This window comes from Sanguibacter inulinus, from assembly GCF_013415325.1.
GTDB classification, from domain to species: domain Bacteria; phylum Actinomycetota; class Actinomycetes; order Actinomycetales; family Cellulomonadaceae; genus Sanguibacter; species Sanguibacter inulinus.
This window is the reverse complement of the sequence record NZ_JACBYE010000056.1, coordinates 1-23743: the sequence shown is the minus strand read 5'-3', so window position 1 is coordinate 23743 and position 23743 is coordinate 1. Positions and strand designations below refer to the sequence as shown.

The 23743-nt window shown below is 70.3% G+C and carries 18 protein-coding genes; 7 read left to right on the top strand and 11 right to left on the bottom strand.

The features are described from left to right. Positions 1-194 precede the first annotated feature (194 nt). From HZZ10_RS16555 to HZZ10_RS16525, 7 genes are all read right to left on the bottom strand, one after another. Complete coding sequence (locus HZZ10_RS16555; RefSeq protein ID WP_179914345.1) at positions 195-1343, bottom strand: ABC transporter substrate-binding protein; 1149 nt, start codon at positions 1341-1343, stop codon at positions 195-197. Between the two features lie 144 nt (positions 1344-1487). Next, the gene (locus HZZ10_RS16550) at positions 1488-2369 is read right to left on the bottom strand and encodes an ABC transporter permease (RefSeq protein WP_179914344.1); all 882 of its coding nucleotides are present in this window, start codon (positions 2367-2369) and stop codon (positions 1488-1490) included. After that, a complete protein-coding gene (locus HZZ10_RS16545; RefSeq protein WP_179914343.1) occupies positions 2366-3337 on the bottom strand; it encodes an ABC transporter ATP-binding protein in 972 nt (323 codons plus the stop codon). The genes HZZ10_RS16550 and HZZ10_RS16545 overlap by 4 nt, the downstream gene beginning before the upstream one ends. A 139-nt stretch (positions 3338-3476) precedes the next feature. Continuing rightward, positions 3477-4466 carry an ABC transporter permease gene (locus tag HZZ10_RS16540; RefSeq protein ID WP_228087730.1) on the bottom strand — a complete coding sequence of 330 codons (990 nt, stop codon included), beginning with the start codon at positions 4464-4466 and terminating at the stop codon, positions 3477-3479. Continuing rightward, positions 4463-5494, bottom strand: a complete 1032-nt coding sequence (locus tag HZZ10_RS16535; RefSeq protein WP_056129855.1) for a TIGR03842 family LLM class F420-dependent oxidoreductase — start codon at positions 5492-5494, stop codon at positions 4463-4465. Before HZZ10_RS16535 ends, HZZ10_RS16540 begins: the two co-directional genes overlap by 4 nt. Before the next feature lie 64 nt (positions 5495-5558). Beyond that, positions 5559-6974 (bottom strand): dihydropyrimidinase, encoded by a 1416-nt coding sequence (gene hydA / locus HZZ10_RS16530; RefSeq protein WP_056129852.1) that lies wholly within the window; start codon positions 6972-6974, stop codon positions 5559-5561. Positions 6975-7156: 182 nt separating this feature from the next. Further along, positions 7157-8005: a nitrilase-related carbon-nitrogen hydrolase gene (locus HZZ10_RS16525; RefSeq protein ID WP_056129849.1), complete on the bottom strand. Its 849-nt coding sequence runs from the start codon at positions 8003-8005 to the stop codon at positions 7157-7159. 180 nt (positions 8006-8185) lie between these two features. On the opposite strand from HZZ10_RS16525, the gene HZZ10_RS16520 reads away from it, so the two are divergent. Next, positions 8186-9550 carry an aminotransferase class I/II-fold pyridoxal phosphate-dependent enzyme gene (locus HZZ10_RS16520; protein WP_179914342.1) on the top strand — a complete coding sequence of 455 codons (1365 nt, stop codon included), beginning with the start codon at positions 8186-8188 and terminating at the stop codon, positions 9548-9550. A gap of 197 nt (positions 9551-9747) precedes the next feature. Here HZZ10_RS16520 and HZZ10_RS16515 read toward each other — a convergent pair whose 3' ends face one another. The 4 genes from HZZ10_RS16515 to HZZ10_RS16500 form a co-directional block, all read right to left on the bottom strand. Next, a complete protein-coding gene (locus HZZ10_RS16515) occupies positions 9748-11550 on the bottom strand; it encodes a dipeptide ABC transporter ATP-binding protein (RefSeq protein ID WP_308507605.1) in 1803 nt (600 codons plus the stop codon). After that, entirely contained in the window at positions 11547-13271 is a 1725-nt protein-coding gene (locus tag HZZ10_RS16510; protein WP_179914341.1) for an ABC transporter substrate-binding protein, read from the bottom strand. The genes HZZ10_RS16515 and HZZ10_RS16510 overlap by 4 nt, the downstream gene beginning before the upstream one ends. A gap of 182 nt (positions 13272-13453) precedes the next feature. Continuing rightward, positions 13454-14536 carry an ABC transporter permease gene (locus HZZ10_RS16505; protein ID WP_200945451.1) on the bottom strand — a complete coding sequence of 361 codons (1083 nt, stop codon included), beginning with the start codon at positions 14534-14536 and terminating at the stop codon, positions 13454-13456. Continuing rightward, on the bottom strand, positions 14533-15474 hold the full coding sequence (locus HZZ10_RS16500; protein ID WP_056129838.1) for an ABC transporter permease: 942 nt from the start codon (positions 15472-15474) through the stop codon (positions 14533-14535). Before HZZ10_RS16500 ends, HZZ10_RS16505 begins: the two co-directional genes overlap by 4 nt. A gap of 415 nt (positions 15475-15889) precedes the next feature. On the opposite strand from HZZ10_RS16500, the gene valS reads away from it, so the two are divergent. The 6 genes from valS (at position 15890) to HZZ10_RS16470 (ending at position 23667) form a co-directional block, all read left to right on the top strand. Continuing rightward, the gene (gene valS / locus HZZ10_RS16495) at positions 15890-18613 is read left to right on the top strand and encodes a valine--tRNA ligase (protein ID WP_179914340.1); all 2724 of its coding nucleotides are present in this window, start codon (positions 15890-15892) and stop codon (positions 18611-18613) included. A gap of 106 nt (positions 18614-18719) precedes the next feature. Further along, positions 18720-20519 (top strand): AMP-dependent synthetase/ligase, encoded by a 1800-nt coding sequence (locus HZZ10_RS16490; protein ID WP_179914339.1) that lies wholly within the window; start codon positions 18720-18722, stop codon positions 20517-20519. Between the two features lie 150 nt (positions 20520-20669). Beyond that, complete coding sequence (locus tag HZZ10_RS16485; protein ID WP_056129833.1) at positions 20670-21125, top strand: hypothetical protein; 456 nt, start codon at positions 20670-20672, stop codon at positions 21123-21125. Positions 21126-21200: 75 nt separating this feature from the next. Then, a complete protein-coding gene (locus HZZ10_RS16480; protein ID WP_179914338.1) occupies positions 21201-21995 on the top strand; it encodes a transporter substrate-binding domain-containing protein in 795 nt (264 codons plus the stop codon). A gap of 5 nt (positions 21996-22000) precedes the next feature. Next, a complete protein-coding gene (locus tag HZZ10_RS16475) occupies positions 22001-22858 on the top strand; it encodes an amino acid ABC transporter permease (protein ID WP_218928894.1) in 858 nt (285 codons plus the stop codon). Next, positions 22855-23667 (top strand): amino acid ABC transporter ATP-binding protein, encoded by an 813-nt coding sequence (locus tag HZZ10_RS16470; RefSeq protein WP_218928893.1) that lies wholly within the window; start codon positions 22855-22857, stop codon positions 23665-23667. Before HZZ10_RS16475 ends, HZZ10_RS16470 begins: the two co-directional genes overlap by 4 nt. Positions 23668-23743: the final 76 nt, after the last annotated feature.

The following is a 23743-nucleotide window of genomic DNA, read 5'->3' as shown; positions in this document are numbered from 1 at the left end:
GGGATGGTCAAAGCCAGCGCGGCGGCTGACAGGAGGGGATCCTGGCGGGTCGGGGCTGCTGGGCTACGCGGCGTGCGCGAGCTGCTGGGCTACGCGGCGTGCGCGAGCTGCAGGGCACGCGGGCTGCGGGAGTGCGGGCTGCGGGCTGCGGGGGTGCGGCGCCGGCTCCCGGCGAGCCGCACCCCCGCGCTCCGTCAGTTGCCGCCCTCGGCGAGGGTGACGTCGATCGGCGCGTAGTCGGTGCCGACTACGTCGACGCCCTCCTCGGTCAGCGCGTCGATGGCCTGCTGGACGTACTCGGACGTGTACGCCGACTCCGGTGGAGCCTCGGTGATGATCGTCGAGCCGGTCTCGTTCTCGGTCGACATCGCGAGCTCGACGGTCTTGTCCCACGCTGCGGGGTCGACCAGGCCGATTCCGCCCGTGGTGCTGGGCCAGATGAGCTTGTTGACCTCGTTGGCCATCCACAGCTGGTGGCTCGTCCCGAGGGTCGAGCCGGCGGCTGTGACGATGTCAGCGGCCTCCTGGGGGTTGTCGCGGGCGTAGGCCCATCCCTTGAGGGTCGCGGTGAGGAACTTGACGGTGGTCTCCTCGTAGGCCGGGTCGGACTCGAGGCGCTCGGTGTCGGCCCAGACGGCGTCCTGGAGCATCGCGACGCCCTCGTCGTTCCAGTCGATGACCGAGAAGTCCTCGGGCGTGTACAGCTCGCCGGTGTCCGGGTCCACGGTCTCGAGCAGCTGCGCGTACTCGTTGTAGGTCATGGCCTGCGCGGCGTCGATGTCGCCGTTGAGCAGACCGAGCATGTCGAAGGCCTGGGTGACGAGCGTGAAGTCGGTGACCCCCGCCTCCCCCAGCCCTGCGAAGAGCTCCCACTCGTTGCCGTAGCCCCACGAGCCGACGTTCTTGCCCGCGAGGTCCTCGACCGAGTCGATGCCCGCGTCGGCGAAGGAGACCTGGAGGGTCGCCGAGCGCTCGAAGATCTGCGCGACGTTGGTGATGTTCGCGCCCTGCTCGATCGACCCGAGCACCTTGGGCACCCAGGCGACCGCGTAGTCGACCTCCCCCTGGGCGAGTGCGTCCTGCGGCACGATGTCGCCGCCCGACGGGATGATCTCGACGTCGAGGCCCTGCTCTTCGTAGTAGCCCTGGTCGAGCGCTGCGTAGTAGCCGGAGAACTGGGCCTGGGTGAGCCACTGCAGCTGCAGCTTCACCGGCGTGAGATCTTCTCCGGTGCCGCCGGTGGACGCGTCGGCGTCCTCGTCCGAGCTCGAGCATCCTGTGAGCACGAGCCCTGCGGCGACTGTCGCCGCAGCGGCCGCCCTCCAACGTGTGGTGGTCCTCATGTCTTCTCCCTGTGTCGGTCGGCCTCGGAGGCTGACGCGTGGGTGGACTGGTCCTTCTCGTGCGAGTCGGGCCGGCGGCTCGTCTCGCGACCGCCTGGCAGCCGTTGGCAGGTGGACATCGTGGGGGTAGGTGCTCTTCGCCGACTACGCAGGTCTCCTCCGGGTCGCGAGGTGCTCTGCGATCGCCGTCACCGTGAAGAACACGAGCCCGACGACGATCCCGCCGAGCACGTAGGCCCACGCCCGGGCGTAGTTGGAGCCCGACGCGGCCGTCGTGATGAAGGACCCGATGCCCGAGCGCGGCCCACCGAAGTACTCGGCGACGATCGCGGAGATCACCGCGAGGGACGAGGCGATGCGCAGCCCTGTGAAGACGAAGGGCACGGCGGTCGGGACCGTCACGGTGAGTGCCACCTGCCGGGGTGAGGCGGCGAGCGCCCGCATGAGGTTGCGGTGCACCGGGGTCACCTGCCGCAGACCGCGCAGCGTGTTGACGTAGACGGGCACGAACACCGCGAGACCGGCGACGATCACGCGGGCCTGCTCGGACGCCGCCCCGTACATCGAGTACAGGACCGGGGCGAGGGCCACGACGGGGACCACGGAGAGCGCGGTGACGACGGGCTCGCCGAGCCTGTCGACGATCTTCGCCGAGGACGCGACGACGGCGAGCACGATCCCCAGGACTGCCCCCACGACCAGCCCGACGAGGGCGTTGCGTCCGGTGACCAGAGCGGCTGAGGCGATAGGACCGGCGAGGTCGCGGAGCTCGTCGAGGATGGCTGACGGGCCCGGGAGCACGAAGGCTGGGACGTCTCCCAACGTCACGGCCGCCTGCCATGCGACGAGGATCGCGGCGAGCAGGACCACCGGCGGTGCGACGGCCGCGAGCGCTGAGGCCCCAGAGCGCATGAGGCGGCTGTCTGACCAGGCGACGGATGCCCCGGAGGTCGACGTGTCCGCGGCAGCCCCGGACGACTCGGGGGCTGAGGTGGTCGGGCCACCGACGGGCCGGGTGGTCGTCATCGCTGGTCTACCCCTGCGGGGCGTGCCGTGCGGCTCTCCCCAGGCGCACCGCCAGGACGTCCCGCCGAGGCGAGGTCGCCGTGCAGGGCGGTCCGGACCCTGGCGACGGCGTCGACGAAGGCGTCTGCCGTGCGCAGGTCGTCTCCGACGGCGTCCTCGGCCGCTGTGCTCACGGCTGTCGCTGGGGCGATCCCTGCGCGGTCGAGCCCGACGGGGACGATCTCCCGGATGCGGCCAGGTCGCGGCGACATGACGACCACGGTGTCCGAGAGGAACACGGCCTCGGGGATGGAGTGGGTGACGAACACGACGGCGGCCCGGGTCTCGGCGCAGATCCGCAGCAGCTGGGTCTGCAGGTGCTCGCGGGTCATCTCGTCGAGGGCACCGAAGGGTTCGTCCATGAGCAGCAGGCTCGGTTCCTCCGCGAGGGACCGGGCGATCGCGACGCGCTGCTGCATGCCGCCCGAGAGCTGGTCAGGAAAGCTGTCGGCGAAGTCGGCGAGCCCGACGAGGTCGAGCAGGTGGTCGACCCGCTCTCTCCGGGCTCCTCGGCCGGTCCCGGACAGCGCGAGCGGGAGCTCGACGTTCGCCCGGACGGTCCGCCACGGCAGCAGGCCGGCCTGCTGGAAGGCGATGCCGTACTCCCGGGACAGCCGCGCCTGGCGTGCGGGCCGCCCGAAGACCTCGACCGTGCCCGAGGTCGGCTGGTCGAGGTCGGCGACGAGGCGCAGCAGCGTCGACTTGCCGCAGCCCGAGGGACCGATCAGGGAGACGAACTCTCCAGGTGCGACCGTGAGGCTCACGTCGTCGAGGGCGACGACCTGGCTGGCCCCACGGCCGAAGACGCGCGTGACGGAGTCGACCTGGACGGCCGAGGCCTGGGCACCTTGGGATGCCAGGGGCGCGGGCGTCGTGCTGGCGGATTCAGACGTCGAGAGGGGCGGGGACTGCGGGTCGGGCTGAGACATCAGAGCGCTCCTCGGGTCGGTCGGGCGTGAGCACGAGCAGGGGCTGGGGCTTGGCCAGGGGCGCGGGCGTCGGCGGGGGCAGCTGCAGCGGCAGTGGCGCGGGCAGCGGCAGCGGCAGAGAGACAGTCGGCAGCCGCGCTCATGCGACCACCTCGCCCCGACGGAACCGACCGAGCGACCGGCCGAGCAGCGTCACGAGCCCGGCCGCGACGAGCCCGAGGACCACGGCGCCGAAGATCGGTGCCCAGGGCTTGGCGGGGTCGCTCGACGCGAAGTTCGCGAACTCGAGGATCATCCGGCCGATCCCACCGGGCAGGCCCGTCGCGACCTCGGCCACGACGGTCCCGATGACGGCGTTCGCGGCCGCGAGGCGCAGGGCGGGCAGCAGGTGCGGGACGGCGGCCGGCAGACGGAGCCTGACGAGGGTCGCGAACCACCCGGCCGCGTAGGCGGTCATGAGCTCGACATGGATCGTGTCGGGCGACTGCAGCCCGCGGAGCATCCCGACGGCCACGGGGAAGAAGGCGAGATAGGAGGCGATCACGGCGACGGACATCCACGGTTCCCACGCGAGGCTGCCGATCTCGAGCTTCGCGCCCCACGACCTCACGAGCGGGGCGAGGGCGATGAGCGGGACGGTCTGAGACAGCACGACGAGCGGCAGGACAGCCCGCTCGACGACCCGCAGGCGCTGCATGGCGAGCGCCAGCAGCATCCCGACGGTCACGCCGACCACCCAGCCGACGACGGCGATCCCGAGGCTCAGCGCGCCGGCCTCGAGGACGGCCCGCCACAGGACCGGGGCGTCACGCGCCCCCGACACGGGGTCGAAGAGCCGCGCGACCATCTCCCAGGTGTGCGGCATGGCGAGGTCGGTCGTGCGTGGCAGCAGCCGGGTCTCACCGAGAGACCAGCCGTCGGCCGGCCCGAGTGCCTTGTAGAGCTCCCACACCGAGCCGAGGACGACGACGGCGAAGACCGCGACGACGGGCTTGGAGCCCAGGACACGGGCTGGCAGCGACCCGGAGCGCCCCGTCGTCACCCGCCGCTCGGACGCCGGCAAGATCTCAGGGTCTCCGGTCGGCACTCCGACGGCAGTCTCCGCCGTCAGCCCAGCAGGGCTCGTCATGCCTTGGCCGTCACGTGCTCGGCCATCGCCGGGATCACCCGCTCGCCGTACAGCCGCAGGGTCTCCTCCTTGTTGTCGTGCTGGAGGTACCCGGCGAACTGGTGGACCCCGAGGTCTTGCAGCGCCTGGAGCTTCTCGACGTGCTCCCGCGGGGAGCCGAGCAGGCAGAACCTCTCGACGATCTCGTCGGGCACGAAGCTCGTGTGCGAGTTCCCGACCAGGCCGTGCTCGTTGTAGTCGTAGCCCTGCCGGCCCTCGATGTAGTCGGTGAGCGCCTTGGGGACCGAGGAGTCCGCCCCGTACTTCGAGACGATGTCGGCCACGTGGTTGCCGACCATCCCCCCGAACCAGCGGCACTGCTCGCGCATGTGCGCCCGCTCGGCCGGCGAGTCGCCGTCGCCCACGTACATGGGGGCTGCGACGCAGAACGTGATGGCCTCGGGGTCCCGTCCGGCCTTCTCGGCCGCCTCCTTGACCACCTTGATCATCCAGGCGGCAATGTCCGGGTCGGCGAGCTGGAGGATGAAGCCGTCCCCCACCTCGCCGGTGAGCTTGAGCGCGAGCGGGCCGTAGGCCGCGACCCACATCTCGAGCTCAGAGTCCTTGGACCACGGGAACTGCAGCGTGGACCCGTTGAGCTCGACGCTGCGGCTGTTCGCCAGCTCGCGGATCACGTGGATGGACTCGCGCAGCGCCTTGAGCGTCGACGGGCGTCCGTTGAGCACCCGGACCGCCGAGTCCCCGCGGCCGATGCCGCAGACCGTGCGGTTGCCGAACATGTCGTTGAGCGTCGCGAACAGCGACGCCAGCACGGTCCAGTCGCGCGTCGACGGGTTGGTGACCATCGGGCCGACCTTGATCTTGCGGGTCGCGGCGAGCATCTGCGGGTACACGACGAAGGGCTCCTGCCACAGCAGCGGCGAGTCGAAGGTCCACGCGTAGGAGAACCCGTAGGTCTCGGCCAGGCGCGTCAGCTCGACGACGCGTGACGCCGGCGGGTGGTTCTGGAGGACGACACCGAAGTCCATGAGCGGTGTCCTTTCTGTCAGGGCTGGGGTTGCTGGGGAGGGAGGCTCGGGGACGCACGACCCCTCAGATGAGGTACTGCGACAGCCCCCGCTTGACGTACCGCCCGTGCCCGGGGCGACCGTGGTACTCGCCGTCGGCGACGAGGACCTTCCCGCGGGACAGCACCACGTCCACGTGCCCGTCGACCTCGAAGCCCTCCCACGCGGAGTAGTCGAGGTTCATGTGGTGCGACTCGACCGAGATGCTCGTGTGCCCCGCCGGGTCGTACACGACCACGTCGGCGTCGGCCCCGGGCTGGATGACGCCCTTCGTGCCGTACAGCCCGAACATCCGGGCCGGCGTGGTGCAGCAGATCTCGACCCAGCGCTCGAGCGAGATCTTGCCCGTGACCACGCCCTGGTAGATGAGGTCGAGCCTGTGCTCGACCGAGCCGATCCCGTTCGGGATCTTCGTGAAGTCACCGACACCCATCTCCTTCTGCCCCTTCATGCAGAAGGGACAGTGGTCGGTGCTCACGAGCTGCAGGTCGTTGGTGCGCAGCGAGCGCCACATGTGCTCCTGGTGGCCGTCGGACCGCGAGCGCAACGGCGTCGAGCACACCCACTTGGACCCCTCGAAGCCCGGGGCGCCGAGCTGCTCCTCGAGGGAGAGCCACAGGTACTGCGGGCAGGTCTCGCCGAAGACGTTCTGCCCGGTGTCGCGGGCCTCGGCGATGCGCTGCGCGGCCTGCTTCGCCGAGACGTGCACGACGTAGAGGGGCGCCCCGGTGAGCTCGGCCAGCCGGATCGCGCGGTACGTGGCCTCCTCCTCCGTCTGCCACGGACGGGTCAGCCCGTGGTGGATCGGGTCGGTGTCCCCGCGCTGGAGGGCCTGCTGCTGGAGCAGGTCGATGACCGACCCGTTCTCCGCGTGCATCATCAGCAGCCCGCCGTTGTTCGACACCCGCTGCATGGCCTGGACGATCTGCCCGTCGTCGGAGAGGAACACGCCCTTGTAGGCCATGAAGAGCTTGAAGCTCGACACACCCTCGTCGATGAGCGTGTCCATCGCCGCGAGGGAGACGTCGTCGACCCCGCCGATGATCTGGTGGAAGGCGTAGTCGACCGCGCACCTCCCGGCGGCCTTCTCGTGCCACGCGGCGAACTGCGTGAGCACGTCCTGGCCGGCGTACTGGACCGAGAAGTCGATGATCGTCGTGGTGCCACCCCAGGCGGCGGCCCGGGTCCCCGTCTCGAAGCTGTCCGAGGCGAAGGACCCGCCGAAGGGCATCTCCATGTGCGTGTGGGCGTCGATCCCGCCCGGGATCACGTACTTGCCTGTCGCGTCGATCCTGCGGTCGACCCCGGCGAGGAAGGTCTCGCCGAGGACGGCCGAGCCAGGTTCGAGGACGGCGACGATCGTCTCGTCCTCGACGAGGACGTCGGCCAGCCCCGTCCCTGTCGCGTTGACGACGGTCCCGCCGGTGATGAGCGTGTACATGGGTCTCCTGGGGGGTCGGAGGAGGTCGGAGGAGGTCGGAGTGCTGGGGCTGAGCTGGGCGCAGACACGGGGCCGGGCGCGCGGTCCAGGTCGGACGGAGCCGGGCCGGACGGGACCGGGCGGCGCCACGCCGTAGGCCAGGCCGGGCCGGTCGGGACCGGGCCGCGCCGGGCCTGCCTAGGTCACGGCGCGACGAGCGCTTCGTACGCGTCCGGGCGGCGGTCGCGGAAGAACTGCCAGCGCTCGCGCACCTCACGGACCTTGTCCAGGTCGATGTCGCGGATCAGCAGCTCGGGCTCGGTCGAGGAGCCCATCTCGCCGACCAGGGCGCCGTCGGGTCCGACCACGTAGGAGGAGCCGTAGAAGTTCACGGCCTCGTCCCCGAACTCGTCGTCCTCGAGCCCGACCCGGTTGGTCGCCACGACGAACATCCCGTTGGCGACGGCGGCAGCCGGCTGCTCGATCTCCCACAGACGGTTCGAGATCCCGGGTGCCGTGGCGTTGGGGTTGAACACGATCTCCGCGCCGCCCAGGGCGAGCGCACGCCACCCCTCGGGGAAGTGGCGGTCGTAGCAGATGTTCACGCCGATCGTGCCGACGGCCGTGTCGAACACCGGGTATCCGAGGTTGCCGGGACGGAAGTAGAACTTCTCCCAGAACTTCGGCAGGTGCGGGATGTGGTGCTTGCGGTACTTGCCGAGGTAGCTGCCGTCCGAGTCGATCACCGCAGCCGTGTTGTAGAGGACGCCGGGCTGGTCTTCCTCGTAGACGGGGAGGACGATGACGATGTCGAGCTCTTTGGCGAGAGCCTGGAAGCGCTCGGTGATCGGGCCCGGCACCGACTCCGCGTACTCGTAGTACTTCGTGTCCTGGACGATGCCGAAGTACGGACCGTAGAAGAGCTCCTGATAGCAGATGATCTTCGCGCCCTGGGCCGCCGCGTCACGGGTGAACTGCTCGTGCTTGGCGAGCATGGACTCCTTGTCGCCGGTCCACGTCGCCTGGGTCAGTGCTGTCCTCACGATTGTCACGCGGACACCTCGCCTCTCCTCGTCGCCGCCTCCACCTGGCGGGCTGATGGGTGTGACTCTCGGCCTTGAACATTTCCGCGGCGTGTCCCCACGTAACGTCCCCGAGAACGCTCGTGTCGGTCGTGTTAACTCTCCGGCCAGGCGCTCCGTCCCCGGTCGCGGGCACCACAAGATCAGGGCATGGACCTCGCCGAGCTCGTGACAGACCGCACGCCCGCAGGGATCGCCGCGACCCTCGCGCGGCTCATCAGGTCCGGTGAGATCGCGGCCGACGAGCGCATGCCGACGGTCCGGGACGTCGCCGCCCAGCTCCGGGTGAGCCCGGGGACCGTCTCCGGGGCGTGGCACGCCCTCGCCGAGGCTGGCCTGGTCCGCACGCGCGGGCGCGCCGGCACCTTCGTGCTGAGCCAACGCTCCACGTGGCTGCCGCCGCGGTACAGGGACCTCGCCGCGGGCGACCAGGTCCCGTACCGGATCGACCTGTCGTCGGGCACCCCCGACCCCCAGCTCCTTCCCCCGCTCGGCGTCGCCTTCGCCCGGCTCGCCCGGCGCACGCAGGGGGCGACCACGTCGAGCTATCTCGGGCCCGCGCTCATCGCGCCGCTCGAACGACGCCTGCGGGCCGACTGGCCCTTCGTGCCCGAGGCACTCACGGTCGTCGACGGTGCGATGGACGGGCTCAGCCGGGTGCTCGAGCTCCGCGTGAGTCTCGGGTCGCGCGTCGCGGTCGAGAACCCGTCCTTCCCACCCTTCTACGACCTGCTCGACCACCTCGGTGCGCAGACCCTCGGGGTCGACGTCGACGAGCACGGCATGAGGCCCGACGGTCTCGCGCGGGTCCTCGACGACGGGCCGGGCGTCGTGCTGCTCCAGCCGCGGGCGCACAACCCGACGGGGGCGTCGCTCACCGCTGCGCGGGCCGCCGAGCTCGCCGACGTGCTGCGCCGCCACCCGCGGGGCCGCGACGTGCTGGTGGTCGAGGACGACCACTCCGGGAGCATCTGCCAGGCGCCTGACGTGAGTCTCGGGACGCACCTACCAGGCCAGGTCGTGCACGTGCGGTCCTTCTCGAAGTCCCACGGACCCGACCTGCGCATCGCCGCGATGTCAGCGCCGGCCGACCTCATGCGCGACGTCGTGGCGCGGCGGATGCTCGGCCCCGGGTGGACCAGCCGCATGCTGCAAGAGGTCCTGCTCGAGCTGCTCACGGACTCGACGGTCCGGGAGAGCGTCGCCCAGGCCAGGAACGCCTACGCCCTGCGGCAGCGTGAGGTCTCGCGGGCCGTGCGTGCGACCGGCGCGGAGCTGCGGGCCGGCGACGGGATCAACATGTGGCTGCCGGTCACTGACGAGCGCGCCGCGACAGTGCACCTCGCGGCGCTCGGCATCCGGTGCGCCCCCGGGGCGCCCTTCACCACGAGCGTCACGAGCACCACGAGCACCCCGAAGCCACCCGGCGGTCACCTGCGGATCTCGCTCGGGCAGGTGCGGCACGGGTACGAAGAGGTCGGGACGGCGTTGGGCGTCGCGGCGCAGCAGCGGTGAGCGGTACGGCGGTCAGTCAGGAGCGGTGCAGCAGTCTGAGCGGTGCAGCGGCCGTGAGCAGCGCGCGGCTCACGGGGACAGCGGCGCGAGGTTCACGCACGCGAACATCACGCGACTCAGCACCTGAGCAGCGCGCAGTCCAGTGGGTGAGCAGCGCGCGGTCCAGCACCCGAACAGCGCGCCGCTCATCGCGCTGCTCAGCGCGTGAGCGTCAGCCAGTGCGCGCGACGCTCCGCCTGGACCGTGGGGTCCGCCACGGGCGCGGCCGCGAGCAGCCGCTGCGTGTACGGGTCCTGCGGGGAGCCCAGGACGTCGCGCGTCGGTCCCTGCTCGACGATCCGCCCCTGGTGCATCACCGCGACGCGACCCGTGACCCGCTCGACGACAGCCAGGTTGTGCGAGATGAACAGGCACGAGAAGCCGAGCCTCTGCTGCAGGTCCGCGAACACCTCGAGGATGCGCTGCTGGACCGACACGTCGAGGGCGCTCGTCGGCTCATCCGCGATGAGCACGTCAGGGTCGAGAGCCACAGCCCGCGCGATCGACACGCGCTGACGCTGCCCGCCCGAGAGCTCGTGCGAGAACCTGTCGGCGAGGTCTGGCGAGAGCTGGACGATCTCGAGCAGGTGCGCGACGCGGTCGCGGAGCTCAGACCCGCGCAGCGAGGTGTGCAGACCGAGGGGCTCACCGATCGCCTGCGCGATGGTCCAGCGGGGGTTGAGGGTCGAGGCGGGGTCCTGGAACACCACACCGACGCGCTTGCGCACGGCCAGCTGCTCTTTGCGGGACGCCTCGCGCAGGTCCACGTCGCAGACCCGCACCGAGCCGGAGGTCGCCGGCACCAGACCGGCGAGCACCTGGCCCACGGTCGACTTGCCGGAGCCGGACTCCCCCACCAGGCCGAGCATCTCCCCGCGGTCGATGCGCAGCGTCACACCGTCAGCAGCGTGCACGGGCGCCGAGCGGCGAGCGCCCGGGTAGACGACGTGGAGGTCGCGGAGGTCGACGGGCGGTGCTGCAGGTGCAGGCGACGGAGCCGCAGCGGCCCGCGTGTCGCTGGCGGTCGTGGTGGTGGAGCGACGGACCGGCGTCTCTGGGTCTGCTGCGTCGAGCACCTCCGCCTCGGGCAGCGCGCCGAGCCGAGGCACGGCGTCGAGCAGCTCTCGGGTGTACGCGTCCTGGGGGTCGGAGAACAGCGTCGCCGCCGGTGCCTTCTCGACGACCAGCCCGCGGCGCATCACCACGACGTCGTCGGCGAGGTCCGCGACCACGCCCATGTCGTGGGTGATGAGCAGGATCGCCATGCCGCGCGAGTCCCGCAGGGACCGCAGCAGCTCGAGGATCCCGGCCTGGACCGTGACGTCGAGCGCTGTGGTGGGTTCGTCGGCGATGAGCGCGACGGGGTCGGCGCTCAGTGCCATCGCGATGAGTGCGCGCTGGAGCTGTCCGCCCGAGAGCTGGTGCGGGTACGAGCGGGCGACCCGCTCAGGGTCGGTCAGCCCGACCTCGTGGAGCAGCTGGAGCAGGCGCTCGCGCGCCTGGGCGCGCGAGACCTTGGCGTGGGTGCGGACGGCCTCGATGATCTGCCACCCGATCGTCAGCACGGGGTTCCAGGCGTTCATCGGCTCCTGGGACACGAGCCCGACGACACCGCCCCGGACACCCCGCAGGGTGTCCGAGGATGCGTCGACGAGCTCGACGGGTCCGCCGTGGCGGGCACCGTCGTGCGCGGGCTCGCTACCGAGGTGCTCGGCGTCGAGCCGGATGCTGCCGGCGACAGTCGCCGTCGCCGGCAGCAGCCCGAGCACAGAGAACGCCGTGACGCTCTTGCCCGAGCCGGACTCGCCCACGAGGGCGAGCACCTGCCCGCGCTCGAGCGTCCAGGAGACCCCACCGACGGCGGGAGTGTCCTGGCCTTCGAACCGGACGGTCAGCCCGTCCACGGTGAGGAGGGGCACCGTGCTCTCGGCGTTCTTGGCGTTCTCTGTGGTCGTGGTCACTGGCTCAGCGATGCCTTGAGGTAGTTCGGGTAGGCCGGGAAGGCGGGGATGTAGAAGTTCTGCACGTTGGAGCCGTGCAGGAACGAGTTCCGCGTGTAGATGAGCGGGACGACGGGCGACTGCTCCATGATCGCGCGGTCGGCCTGGGCCCAGAGGGCGCCGGCCTTCTCGACGTCGATCTCGGCGGTCGCCTGGGCGATGAGCTCGTCGACGGCCGGGTCGGAGAACCGCGCCAGGTTGTACCCGCCGTTGCCGATCTGGCTCGAGTCGAACAGCGGCTGGATGTTGCCGTTCGCGCTCGGGAAGTCCGGCTGCCACGAGCTGATCGTCAGGTCGTACTCACCCGTGCCCTGGGTGAGGGTCTGGACCGCGGCGAGCTGCGCCTCAGGCTTGATGGTCACCTGGAAACCAGCACGCTCGAGCCCCTGCTCGACGGCCTGCGCCTGCGAGAGCGACACGGAGTCGTCCTCGGAGAGCAGCACGAGCTCACGGCTGGTCGGGTCCCAGCCAGACTCCGTGAGGAGCTCCTTGGCCTTGTCGACGTCACCGGCCGCGTCGGCCTCGTAGAGGTTGAAGTCTTCACGGCCCTCGATGCCCGGGGTGATGAGCGTCGTGGCCAGAGCCCCGCCGGTCTCTCCGCCGGAGGCGACCTGGAAGGCCTGCTTGTCGACCGCGTACTGGATCGCCTGACGGACCTGGACGTTGTCGAGGCCCTCACGCTCGGTGTTGATCGCGAGGTAGGCGAGCGCCCCGGCGTCGGAGGTCACCAGACGCTCCTTGGCGGAGGGGTTGTTCGCGACCTGCGCAAGCTGGGCTGGCGGGACGAAGCTCGCACCGAAGGCGTTCTTGTCGTCGCCTGCGTCGGCGATGAGGCGCTGCGCGGTGACAGTCGCGTCCTGCCCGAGGGAGAAGACGATCGAGTCGGGTCCGGCGGTGCGGACGTCGTCGCTCTCCTCGGTCCACTTGTCGTTGCGCTCGAGGGTGACCGAGACGCCCTGCTTCGTGTCGACGACCTTGTAGGGGCCCGACGCGACAGGCTGCTGCGTGTAGGTCGCGATGTCGTCCTGCGCCTCGGGGACCGGTGCGAAGGCCGGCTGCGAGACGATCCACGGCCAGTCGCCGTAGGCGGACTTCAGACGGAAGATGATCGTCTTGTCGTCAGGGGTCTCGATCGACGCGAGGTCGCCGCCCGTGTAGGGGCCCGCGTACTCGTCGCCGCCCTCGAGGAGGCTCTTGTGGTAGCTCAGGCCGCCCGAGAGCTCAGGCGCGAAGGACCGCTCGATGCCGTACTTGATGTCGGCCGAGGTGATCGGCGTGCCGTCCTCGAAGAAGATGTCGTCCTTGAGGGTGTAGGTCCAGGTCTTGCCGTCGTCGGAGACGGTGCCCGTGTCGGTCGCGAGGTCGGGGACCACGACGCCGGGCTTGCCGGGCTCGACGCCCCAGGTGGTCAGGCGTCGCTCGACGAGACCGAGGGTCGTGATCGCCAGGTTCTGGCTCTTGGCCGGGTCCCAGTTGATCTCGGTGGCCGACGTGAGGATGGTCATGGTGCCACCCTTCTCCGTCGTCCCCGTCGATCCCTGGGTGCTCGGGGCGGTCGCGTCGTCGTCGCCGCCGTTCGCGTTGCAGGCGGTCAGGGTGAGCGCGAGGACTGCGGTCGCGGCTGCGGCCTTGAGGAGGGTCGGGCGTGCAGCGCGGGTGCTGCGAGGTCGTGATGCGTTCATCGGGGGTCGTGCCTCTCGAGGAGCTGGTGCTTCGGGGTGCGCTCGCGCGGTGTCGCGCGGCGCCAGGTCACGGGGCGCGCTGAGTCAGCGCTGTGTACATCGCTGCATGACCAGCGACCCGAGCACGGCGGGACCAGACGTCCCAGACGTCCCAGTGCGTCGCACGACCACCTGGGCGCGGCTCATGAGCGCGCCCTCGGGTCGAGGACGCCGTAGACGAGGTCGACGACGAAGTTCGCCACGATGATGATCGCGGCCGAGAAGAGCGTGACGCCGACGAGGATCGGGAGGTCGAAGTTGCCGACGGCGTCGAGCAGGAGCGAGCCGAGACCGGGCATCGAGAACACCCGCTCGGTGATGACGGCCCCGCCGAGCAGCGAGCCGAGGTCCAGGCCGAACAGCGTGATGACAGGGATCATCACGTTGCGCAGCGCGTGCCGGGTGATGACCCGACCCTCGGTGAGCCCCTTGGCGCGGGCCGTCCGGATGAAGTCCTGTCCCATGACGTCGAGCATCTGGGCGCGGGTGAGCCGGGCGTAGACGGCTGCCGAGAGCAGCGCGAGCACGGTCCAGGGCAGCACGAGGTGCCACGCCCAGTCGAGGGGGCTCTCGGTGAAGGGCACGTAGCCGGACACCGGGACCATGTCGAGGGTGAAGCCGAACAGCAGGATCGCGAGCAGACCCACGAGGTAGCTCGGGGCAGACACACCAGCGATCGCGCCGAGGATGATCAGTCGGTCGACGGCGGTCCCGCGCTTGATCGCCGCGACCACCCCGGACACCACACCGACCAGCAGCCACAGCACGGCGGCGCCCACGGCGATCGAGACCGTGACGGGCAGGCGGCTGATGATGAGGTCGGTCACCGACTCGTTGAGCCTGAAGGAGTACCCGAGGCACGGTGTCGCGCACTCGATGGCTGTCGCGCCGGCCCCGAAGGTCCGCCCCGCGAAGATCCCGCCGAGGAACAGCAGGTACTGCTTCCACGGCGGCTCGTCGAGCCCCATGTACCCGCGGGCTGCCTCGAGGCGCTCCGGCGTGCACGGACGACCGCAGGCGAGCTGGGCCGGGTCTGCCGGGAGCAGGACGAAGACGGCGTAGGTCAGGGCCGAGACGATGAGCAGCACGACGACCATGCCGCTCGCCTTGCCGAGCACGAAGCGTGCCGTGCGCGCCGCGCTCGTGCCGATGCCCGCCGTCCGGGCGGCTGCGGTGCTGCCGGGGCCCTCGACGACAGGTGTGCTGGAGTGCTGGTGGTCGCTCACGAGCGGACCCCCCTCGAGCGCGGGTCGAGGGCGTCGCGGAGGCCGTCGCCGAAGACGTTGAAGGCCAGGGTGATGAAGAACAAGGCCGCTCCGGGGAAGACGAGGTACATCGGCGTGACCGAGAACCAGGTGACGGCGTCACCGATCGACCGGCCCCACGACGGGGTCGGCGGGGCAACACCCACGCCGAGGAAGGACAGCGCCGCCTCGGAGCCGATCGTGGCCGGGATGGTGATCGTCGAGAACACGACGATGGTCGCGCTGAGGTTCGGCAGGATCTGCTTGAACAAGATGTGGCTGTGCCGGGCGCCGAGGGCTGTCGAGGCGCGGACGTAGCCCTGCTTGCGCAGCGAGAGCACCTGACCGCGGACCACCCGGGCGATCGACGCCCACCCGAAGAACCCGATGATGAGCACGAGCAGCAGCACCCTGGGGAAGGACACCGGGACGATCGCGCCGAGGGCGATCATGAAGATGAGGCTCGGGAACCCGAACATCACGTCGATGACGCGGCTCGCGAGGGTGTCGACCCACCCTCCGAAGTACCCCGCGACGAGCCCGACGACAGTCCCGAGGAGCATCGCGACCACCGTCGCACCGAGCCCGACCACGAGCGACGTCCGCGAGCCGTGCACGACGATCGAGAAGAGGTCGCGGCCCGTCAGCGGCTCGACGCCGAACCAGTGCTCTGCGCTGATCCCGCCGCCGAAGCCTGCCGGCGCACCTGACGCGTCGAGCGCGTCGAGGTGGTACGTGTACGGGTCGTTGCCCGACAGCGAGGAGAGCAGCGGCGCGAAGATCGCGACGAGCAGGAAGAAGACGATCGTGACGAGACCGGCGACGGCGAGGCGGTCGCGGCGCAGACGCGCCCACAGCGAGACGCTGCGAGAGGTCTTGGCGGTCGTCACGGGCCCGATGATGTCGCGGTCGATCGACATGGGCGGTGGGTTCCTTACAGGGTCGGCGGAAGAGAGTGGCGGCGGCTGAACCGACAACACATCTCGTTCACGATTGCTTCCCTGGTCTGCGGAGGCCGGTGGTCCGGCGTGCTCTCGACGACCCGTCGAGAGGTGGAGCGTGACTGAGTGCGCTCGGCGCACTCCGTCCCCACACGATACGTCACGGGACCGCCTGTCCTGCCAGACGTGACGCGGTTCTCACCCGGTGAGACGACGGGGCGACCACGGGCGCAGGATCCCCGTTCTCCTCCCTCGGACAGCGCGTCCACCCTGCGGGACGGCCCCGGTCTGGCCGCTGACGAGCCGGACGCCACGGGACGCGGGAGACGTCCTGGCCGTCCACAGGCCGCGCCGGAATCCCAGAACCTCCTGCGCATCTGGAAAGATGGCCCCCATGAGCTCACCCGACGTCTCCGCACCTGTCCCCGAAGCGCCCGACACCCGACCCGTGGTCGCAACGGTCAAGCAGGTACCCGAGAAGGTCAGCCTCGACGGTCTCGAGGGTCGCTGGGACTCCGCCTGGGCCACCGAGGGCACCTACACCTTCGACCGCAGCGCCGAGCGCGCCGACGTCTACTCGATCGACACCCCTCCCCCCACGGTCTCCGGGTCGCTGCACGTCGGGCACGTCTTCAGCTACACCCACACCGACGTCGTCGCCCGCTTCCAGCGGATGCGCGGGAAGTCCGTGTTCTACCCGATGGGCTGGGACGACAACGGCCTGCCGACCGAGCGCCGCGTGCAGAACTACTACGGCGTCCGCTGCGACACCTCGCTCCCCTACGTCGAGGGCTACGAGCCCCCGCTGCAAGGAGCCGAGGGCAAGAGCGTCAAGGCGGCCGACCAGCAGCCGATCAGCCGCAAGAACTTCATCGAGCTGTGCGAGCGCCTCACGGCCGAGGACGAGCAGCAGTTCGAGGCGCTGTGGCGCTACCTCGGCCTGAGCGTCGACTGGGCGCACCACTACCAGACCATCGGGCAGCCGGCCCAGGCCGTCGCGCAGACGGCCTTCTTGCGCAACCTCGCCCGCGGCGAGGCCTACCAGGCCGAGGCCCCAGGCCTGTGGGACGTGACCTTCCAGACCGCCGTCGCCCAGGCCGAGCTCGAGGCACGCGACTACCCCGGGCACTTCCACAAGATCGCCTTCCACGCGGCCGACGGCTCCGAGGTGGTCATCGAGACCACCCGCCCCGAGCTGCTCCCCGCCTGCGTCGCCCTCATCGCGCACCCTGACGACGAGCGCTACCAGCACCTCTTCGGCACCACGGTCACCTCGCCGCTCTTCGGTGTCGAGGTCCCCGTCCTCGCCCACACGCTCGCCGAGCGCGACAAGGGTGCGGGCATCGCCATGTGCTGCACCTTCGGCGACCTCACCGACGTGCAGTGGTGGCGCGAGCTGCAGCTGCCGACCCGGTCGATCCTCGTCCGCGACGGCCGCATCACCCGCGAGCTCCCCGAGTGGATCACGAGCGAGCAGGGCACGGCGCTGTTCTCCGAGATGCTCGGCAAGACGACGTTCTCCGCACGCACCGTGGTCGTCGACGCGCTCCGCGAGTCGGGCGACCTCAAGGGCGAGCCCGTCGCGACACAGCGCAAGGCCAACTTCTTCGAGAAGGGCGACAAGCCCCTCGAGATCGTCACGAGCCGTCAGTGGTACATCCGCAACGGCGGGCGTGAGATGCCCGGCCGCGACCTGCGGGCCGAGCTGCTCGCCCGGGGCGCCGAGCTGAACTTCCACCCGGAGTTCATGCAGGTCCGCTACGAGAACTGGGTCGGTGGCCTCAACGGCGACTGGCTCGTCTCCCGTCAGCGCTTCTTCGGTGTGCCGATCCCCGTCTGGTACCCCGTCGACGAGCACGGCGAGCCGCAGTGGGACTCGCCCATCGTCCCCGACGAGGCGATCCTGCCGATCGACCCGTCCTCCGACGTCCCGGCCGGCTACACGGCCGAGCAGCGCGGCCAGGCCGGCGGCTTCGTCGGTGACCCCGACATCATGGACACCTGGGCCACGTCGTCCCTCACCCCGCAGATCGCCGGTGGCTGGCTGAGCGACCCCGACCTCTTCTCCCGCGTGTTCCCGATGGACCTGCGCCCCCAGGGCCAGGACATCATCCGCACGTGGCTCTTCTCGACTGTCGTCCGCTCGCACCTCGAGCACGGCTCGCTGCCGTGGACCGACGCCGGGATCTCCGGCTGGATCCTCGACCCGGACCGCAAGAAGATGAGCAAGTCCAAGGGCAACGTGGTCACTCCGATGGGCCTGCTCGAAGAGCACGGCTCCGACGCCGTCCGCTACTGGGCCGCCTCGGCACGCCTGGGTACCGACGCCGCCTTCGAGGTCGGGCAGATGAAGATCGGTCGCCGCCTGGCGATCAAGGTCCTCAACGCGAGCAAGTTCGCGCTGTCCTTCGCCGGCGAGGACGACCTCGTGCTCGACCCGGCGCTGGTCACCGAGCCGATCGACCGGGCGATGCTCGCCGGTCTGGCCGACGTCGTCGACCGTGCCACGGCCGCACTCGAGGGCTACGACCACACGAAGGCCCTCGAGGTCTCCGAGACCTTCTTCTGGACCTTCTGCGACGACTACCTCGAGCTCGTCAAGGACCGCGCCTACGGTGCAGGTGCCGAGGCCACCGACGTGACCGCCGAGACGCTGTCCGCCAGGACCGGTCTCGCGATCGCCCTGGACACGCTCCTGCGTCTCTTCGCCCCCGTGCTGCCCTTCGCGACCGAAGAGGTCTGGTCCTGGTGGCGCGAGGGATCGGTCCACCAGGCCGCCTGGCCCACCTCGGACAGCCTGCGCACAGCCGCTGCCGGCACGGACCTCTCGGTCCTGACGGCCTCGGGTCACGCCCTCGCGACGCTGCGCAAGATCAAGTCCGAGGCGAAGGTCTCGATGCGCACGCCGATCCTGCTCGCCGAGCTCGCCGTGCCGCGGGCCTCGCTGCACGCGATCGAGTCGTCGATGGTCGACCTGCGCGGAGCCGGCCGGGTCACCGGCGAGCTCCGCCTGGACATCGCCGCTGACGGCCAGGGCGACCCGGCCGTGCAGGGCGGCATCGTCGTCGTGCGCTCCGAGCTCGGCGAGGCCGAGGCCAAGAAGCCTCGCGGAGCCTGACCTGCTCGACCGTGCGGGGGTCGGCCGCTGTGCCCACCCCCGCACGTCAGCACCACCCGGACGTCAGCACCACCCGCCCTGCCCGATCGCCAGCAAGGATGCCCGCATGATCGAGTTCTCCTCCCCCAGCCTGACCGACGCACCGCACAGCTCGTCGATCAACACCCTGCTCGCCGACCGTGTGCGCAGGGACGGGGGCGGCGTGCTCATCGAGCGCAAGACGCACCTCGGTGACGCCTGGCAGCCCGTGACGGCCCAGCAGTTCGCCGACCAGGTGCTCGCCACGGCCAAGGGGCTGCTCGCGCGCGGCATCGAGGTCGGCGACAGGGTCGCGATCATGTCGCGCACGCGCTACGAGTGGACCCTGCTGGACTTCGCGGTGTGGGCCGTGGGTGCCGTCCCGGTGCCTGTGTACGAGACCAGCTCGGCCGACCAGATCCGCTGGATCTGCGGAGACGCCGGTGTGCGCCTGGCCCTCGTCGAGACCTCGACCCACGCCTCGCTCGTCGAGGAGGCCCGCACGACCCTGCCCGAGCTCACCGACGTCCTGGTCATCGACGACGACGCCGTCGACCAGCTGCGGCTCTCGGGCAGCAGCGTCGACACGGCCGAGGTCACCGCGCGCAGCGAGGCCGTGGTGGGCAGCGACCTCGCGACCATCATCTACACCTCGGGCACGACAGGACGCCCCAAGGGCGCCGAGCTCACCCACCGCAACTTCGTGTTCCTCACCCACAACGGCGTCGAGGGCCTCGGTGACATCTGCGCGGTGCCCGGGGCTCGGTCGTTGCTGTTCATGCCGCTCGCCCACGTCTTCGCCCGCTTCGTCCAGGTCTTGTGCGTGACGTCGGGCGCCGTCATGGGACACACCCCTGACACCCGCAACCTGCTGCCCGACCTCGCGACCTTCCAGCCGACCTTCCTGCTGGCCGTGCCGCGCGTCTTCGAGAAGGTCTACAACTCCTCCGAGCAGAAGGCCGGCAGCGGCGCGAAGCTCCGGCTCTTCCGCTGGGCCGCCAAGGTGTCGATCGCGATGTCCGAGGCCACCTCCGGAGGACCTGGTCCCTCGGCAGCACTCAAGGCGCAGCACGCCCTCGCGAGCGCGCTCGTGTACTCCAAGCTGCGGTCTGCGCTCGGCGGCAAGGCGCAGTACGCGATCTCGGGCGGGGCGCCGCTCGGCGAGCGGCTCGGCCACTTCTACCGTGGGATCGGTCTGACGATCCTCGAGGGCTACGGCCTCACCGAGACCACCGCGCCCACGGCCGTGAACCGCCCCGGGCTCATCAAGATCGGCACGGTCGGCCCGTCTTTCCCCGGCACGAGCACCAAGATCGACGACGACGGCGAGATCCTCATCGGCGGCGAGCACGTGTTCCGCGGGTACCGCAACAACCCCGAGGCCACAGCCGAGGCCCTCGTCGACGGCTGGTTCCGGACCGGCGACCTCGGGTCCCTCGACGACGACGGGTACCTGCGCATCACCGGCCGCAAGAAGGAGATCATCGTGACGGCGGGTGGCAAGAACGTCGCCCCAGCGATGCTCGAAGACCGCTTCCGCGGGCACCCTCTCGTCAGCCAGTGCGTAGTCGTGGGCGACCAGAAGCCGTTCATCGCCGCGCTCGTGACCCTCGACGCCGAGATGCTCCCGGGGTGGCTGCGCAGCAAGGGTCTGCCGTCGATGGACGTCGTGGCTGCCGGCAAGCACCCGGCCGTCCTCGAAGCGCTCCAGCGCGCCGTCGACAGGACCAACGAGGCCGTGTCCCGCGCCGAGTCGATCCGCAAGATCCACGTGCTCAGCACAGACTTCACCGAGGCGAACGGCTACCTCACCCCGTCGCTCAAGGTGAAGCGTGCCAAGGTCCTCGCCGACTTCAGCGACGAGATCGCCGCGATCTACGCAGGGTGAGAGCAGCGTGACTGGACCCTGCACGGCGGGGCCGTGCGCGTCGGGGCCGGTGCGCCGGGCCGTGCGCGTCGGACCGTGCGCGTCGGGGCCGGTGCGACGCGCCCAGCAGCCTGAGACCGGACGATCAGACCTGATGACGAGACCGCGAGCATGACCAGCGACCCGCGGGACCGCTTCGACGTGTCGATCGACAGGGTCGTGGCGGGTCCTGACGACCTCGCGGTCCAGCTGCCTCTGGTCGCGCGCGTGCTGCGGACCGTGCCTGGCCCCGACCGACCGGACTACAGCATCGCGGCGCTGCGGCGACCGCTCCGGCTGCGCAGCACCGTCGACCTGCTCACGGCTGCGGGGGTCGACCTCTCCGGAGCCGACCCTCGTACGACGAGCGTCCTCGACGACGGCTCGGTCGTCGGGCAGGTCTACGGCCTGGTCTTCGCCCCGCGCACAGCGGGTGTCGTGCTCGCCGAGGTCGCGCGGTGGGGAGGCAGCGTCGAGGTCGCCACGGCGCTCGTGCTGGACCCGAGCCAGATGTCCGACAGGTCGCTGAGGCTCGAGAAGATCTTCTACGCGGCTGTCACGTCGGTCACTGTGGGCTCTGCGGCCTGAGTCCTCGCACAGGAGCCCGAGTGAATATGTATCATGGGACATGAATACTCAACCACTCGGCCTCTGAGGTGTCCCATGAACACAGCACGTAGCGCAGCAGCCCTCGTCGCCCTCGGCGGCCTCCTCCTCGCAGGATGCTCGTCCTCCGACGACGCCAGCTCCGACGGCACCGCCGCAGACGGGTCGATCGCGACCATCGCGTCGGGCAAGCTCACGGTCTGCACCAACCCGCCCTTCGAGCCCTTCGAGCTCGAGAAGGACGGCGAGATCGTCGGCTTCGACATGTCTCTCATGAGCGAGGTGGCCGCCGACCTCGACCTCGAGCTCGCCCCTCTCGCGACGGGCTTCGACGGCATCGAGTCGGGCGCAGCGCTCAACGCGAACCAGTGCGACGTCGTCGCCTCCGGCATCACCATCACCGACGAGCGCGCGGCCAACATGGACTTCTCGGAGCCGTACTTCGACGCCGACCAGGGCCTCCTCGTCGCCGAGGGTTCGGACCTCTCGACGGTCGAGTCGCTCGCCGGTATGAAGGTCGCCGTCCAGGTCTCCTCGACCGGGGCCTCGTGGGCCGAGGAGAACGGCCTCGAAGGAGTGGTCTTCGACGACCTCGGCGCCCAGGTCCAGGCCCTGCAGACCGGGCAGGTCGACGCCGTCGTCAACGACATCGCGAGCCTCTCCCCCTTCATCTCCGACGGCTTCGAGGTCGCGGCAAACTTCTCGACCGGTGAGCAGTACGGCTTCGGCGTGAAGAAGGGCAACACCGCCCTGGTCAACGCCATCAACACGACGCTCGTCCGCCTCGAGACCGCCGGCACCTACGACGAGCTGTACACCGAGTGGATCGGGACCGCGCCCGCCGAGGGCTGAGACTCATGACGACACCCGAAGCAGCGCCCTCCGCCGTCGCGCCCCGCGCGACGGTGGAGGCTCGTACCCGGATGAGCCCGCGCAAGCGTGCGCGCATCTCCCGCGGGATCCAGTACGGCCTCCTCGTGGTCGCCGTCGTCGTCCTCGCGGTCTCGATCGACTGGGGCCGCGTCGGCGACCAGATCTTCAACGTCGAGGCCGCCCAAGACCTCTTCCCGAAGATCCCCCGGGCCTTCCTCAACACCCTGATGTACACGGCCGCGGCCTTCGCCGTCGGGCTGAGCCTGGGGACTGTGCTCGCCCTGATGAAGCTCTCGTCGGTCGGCGTCTACCGCTGGCTCGCGACGATCTACATCGAGTTCTTCCGCGGCATCCCCGCGCTGCTCGTCGTGATCGCCTTCGCCTATGCCGTGCCGATCGCGCTCGGGGTGTCGATCTCCTCGCTCACCCTCAAGGCTGCGCTCGCCCTCGGCATGGTGTCCGCCGCGTACATCGCCGAGACCCTGCGCGCCGGGATCGAGGCTGTCCCCCGCGGTCAGATCGAGGCGGCCCGGTCTCTGGGCATGTCCCACGGCCGCACGCTGCTGACCGTCGTGATCCCGCAGGCCTTCAGGATCGTCCTGCCCCCCATGACCAACGAGATCATCCTGCTCACCAAGGACACCTCGCTGATCTACCTCATGGGTCTGCTCCCGACCCAGTTCGACCTCACCAAGATCGGCCGCGACGCGCTCTCGAGCGGCTCGGGCGGTGGGCTGACCGGTCTGTTCGTCGCCGGCATCGGCTACCTCTGCATCACGATCCCGCTCGGCCTGCTGGCCCGCTGGCTCGAGAAGCGCACCGGGAAGGGATCGCGCTCATGACCCTCACACCTCCAGCGACGACCGAGGGCACCGCGGCTGACGCGGCGCCCGTGGTCCAGGTCCGCGACCTCCACAAGAGCTTCGGCGACAACCTGGTGCTCCGTGGCATCGAGCTCGACGTCACCCCCGGAGAGGTCGTCTGCGTGATCGGCCCCTCGGGCTCGGGCAAGTCGACGCTGCTGCGCTGCGTCAACCAGCTCGAGAGCGCGACGTCGGGGACCATCACCGTCCTGGGCACCGAGATCACCGACCCGGACATCAACATCGACGCCGTGCGCCAGCACGTCGGCATGGTGTTCCAGCAGTTCAACCTGTTCACGCACCAGACCGTTCTCGAGAACTGCACTGTTGCGCAGCGCAAGGTCCTCAAGCGCTCGAAGGCCGAGGCGACGAAGGTCGCGCTCCACAACCTCAAGCGGGTCGGTCTGGCCGACCGCGGCAGCGCGCACCCGACGCAGCTCTCGGGCGGTCAGCAGCAGCGCGTCGCGATCGCCCGGGCGCTGAGCATGGACCCGTCGATCATGCTCTTCGACGAGCCCACCTCGGCGCTCGACCCCGAGCTCGTCGGCGACGTGCTCTCGGTCATGCGCGACCTCGCGCAGCAGGGCATGACCATGATCGTGGTGACGCACGAGATGGCCTTCGCCCGGGAGGTCGCCGACCGCGTCGTGTTCATGGACGGCGGCGTGGTCGTCGAGTCCGGGCCGCCCGCACAGGTGATCGGCGACCCGCAGGAGCCGCGCACCCGCGCCTTCCTCGACAGGGTGCTCAACCCGACGCACACGGACGAGGGGCCGTCTGCGGCGTAGAAGACCTAGCCAGCGCAGGCGCAACTGCTGCCTGACGGACGCCAGCACGAGAGAGAGCGGCGGTGACCACCAAGGT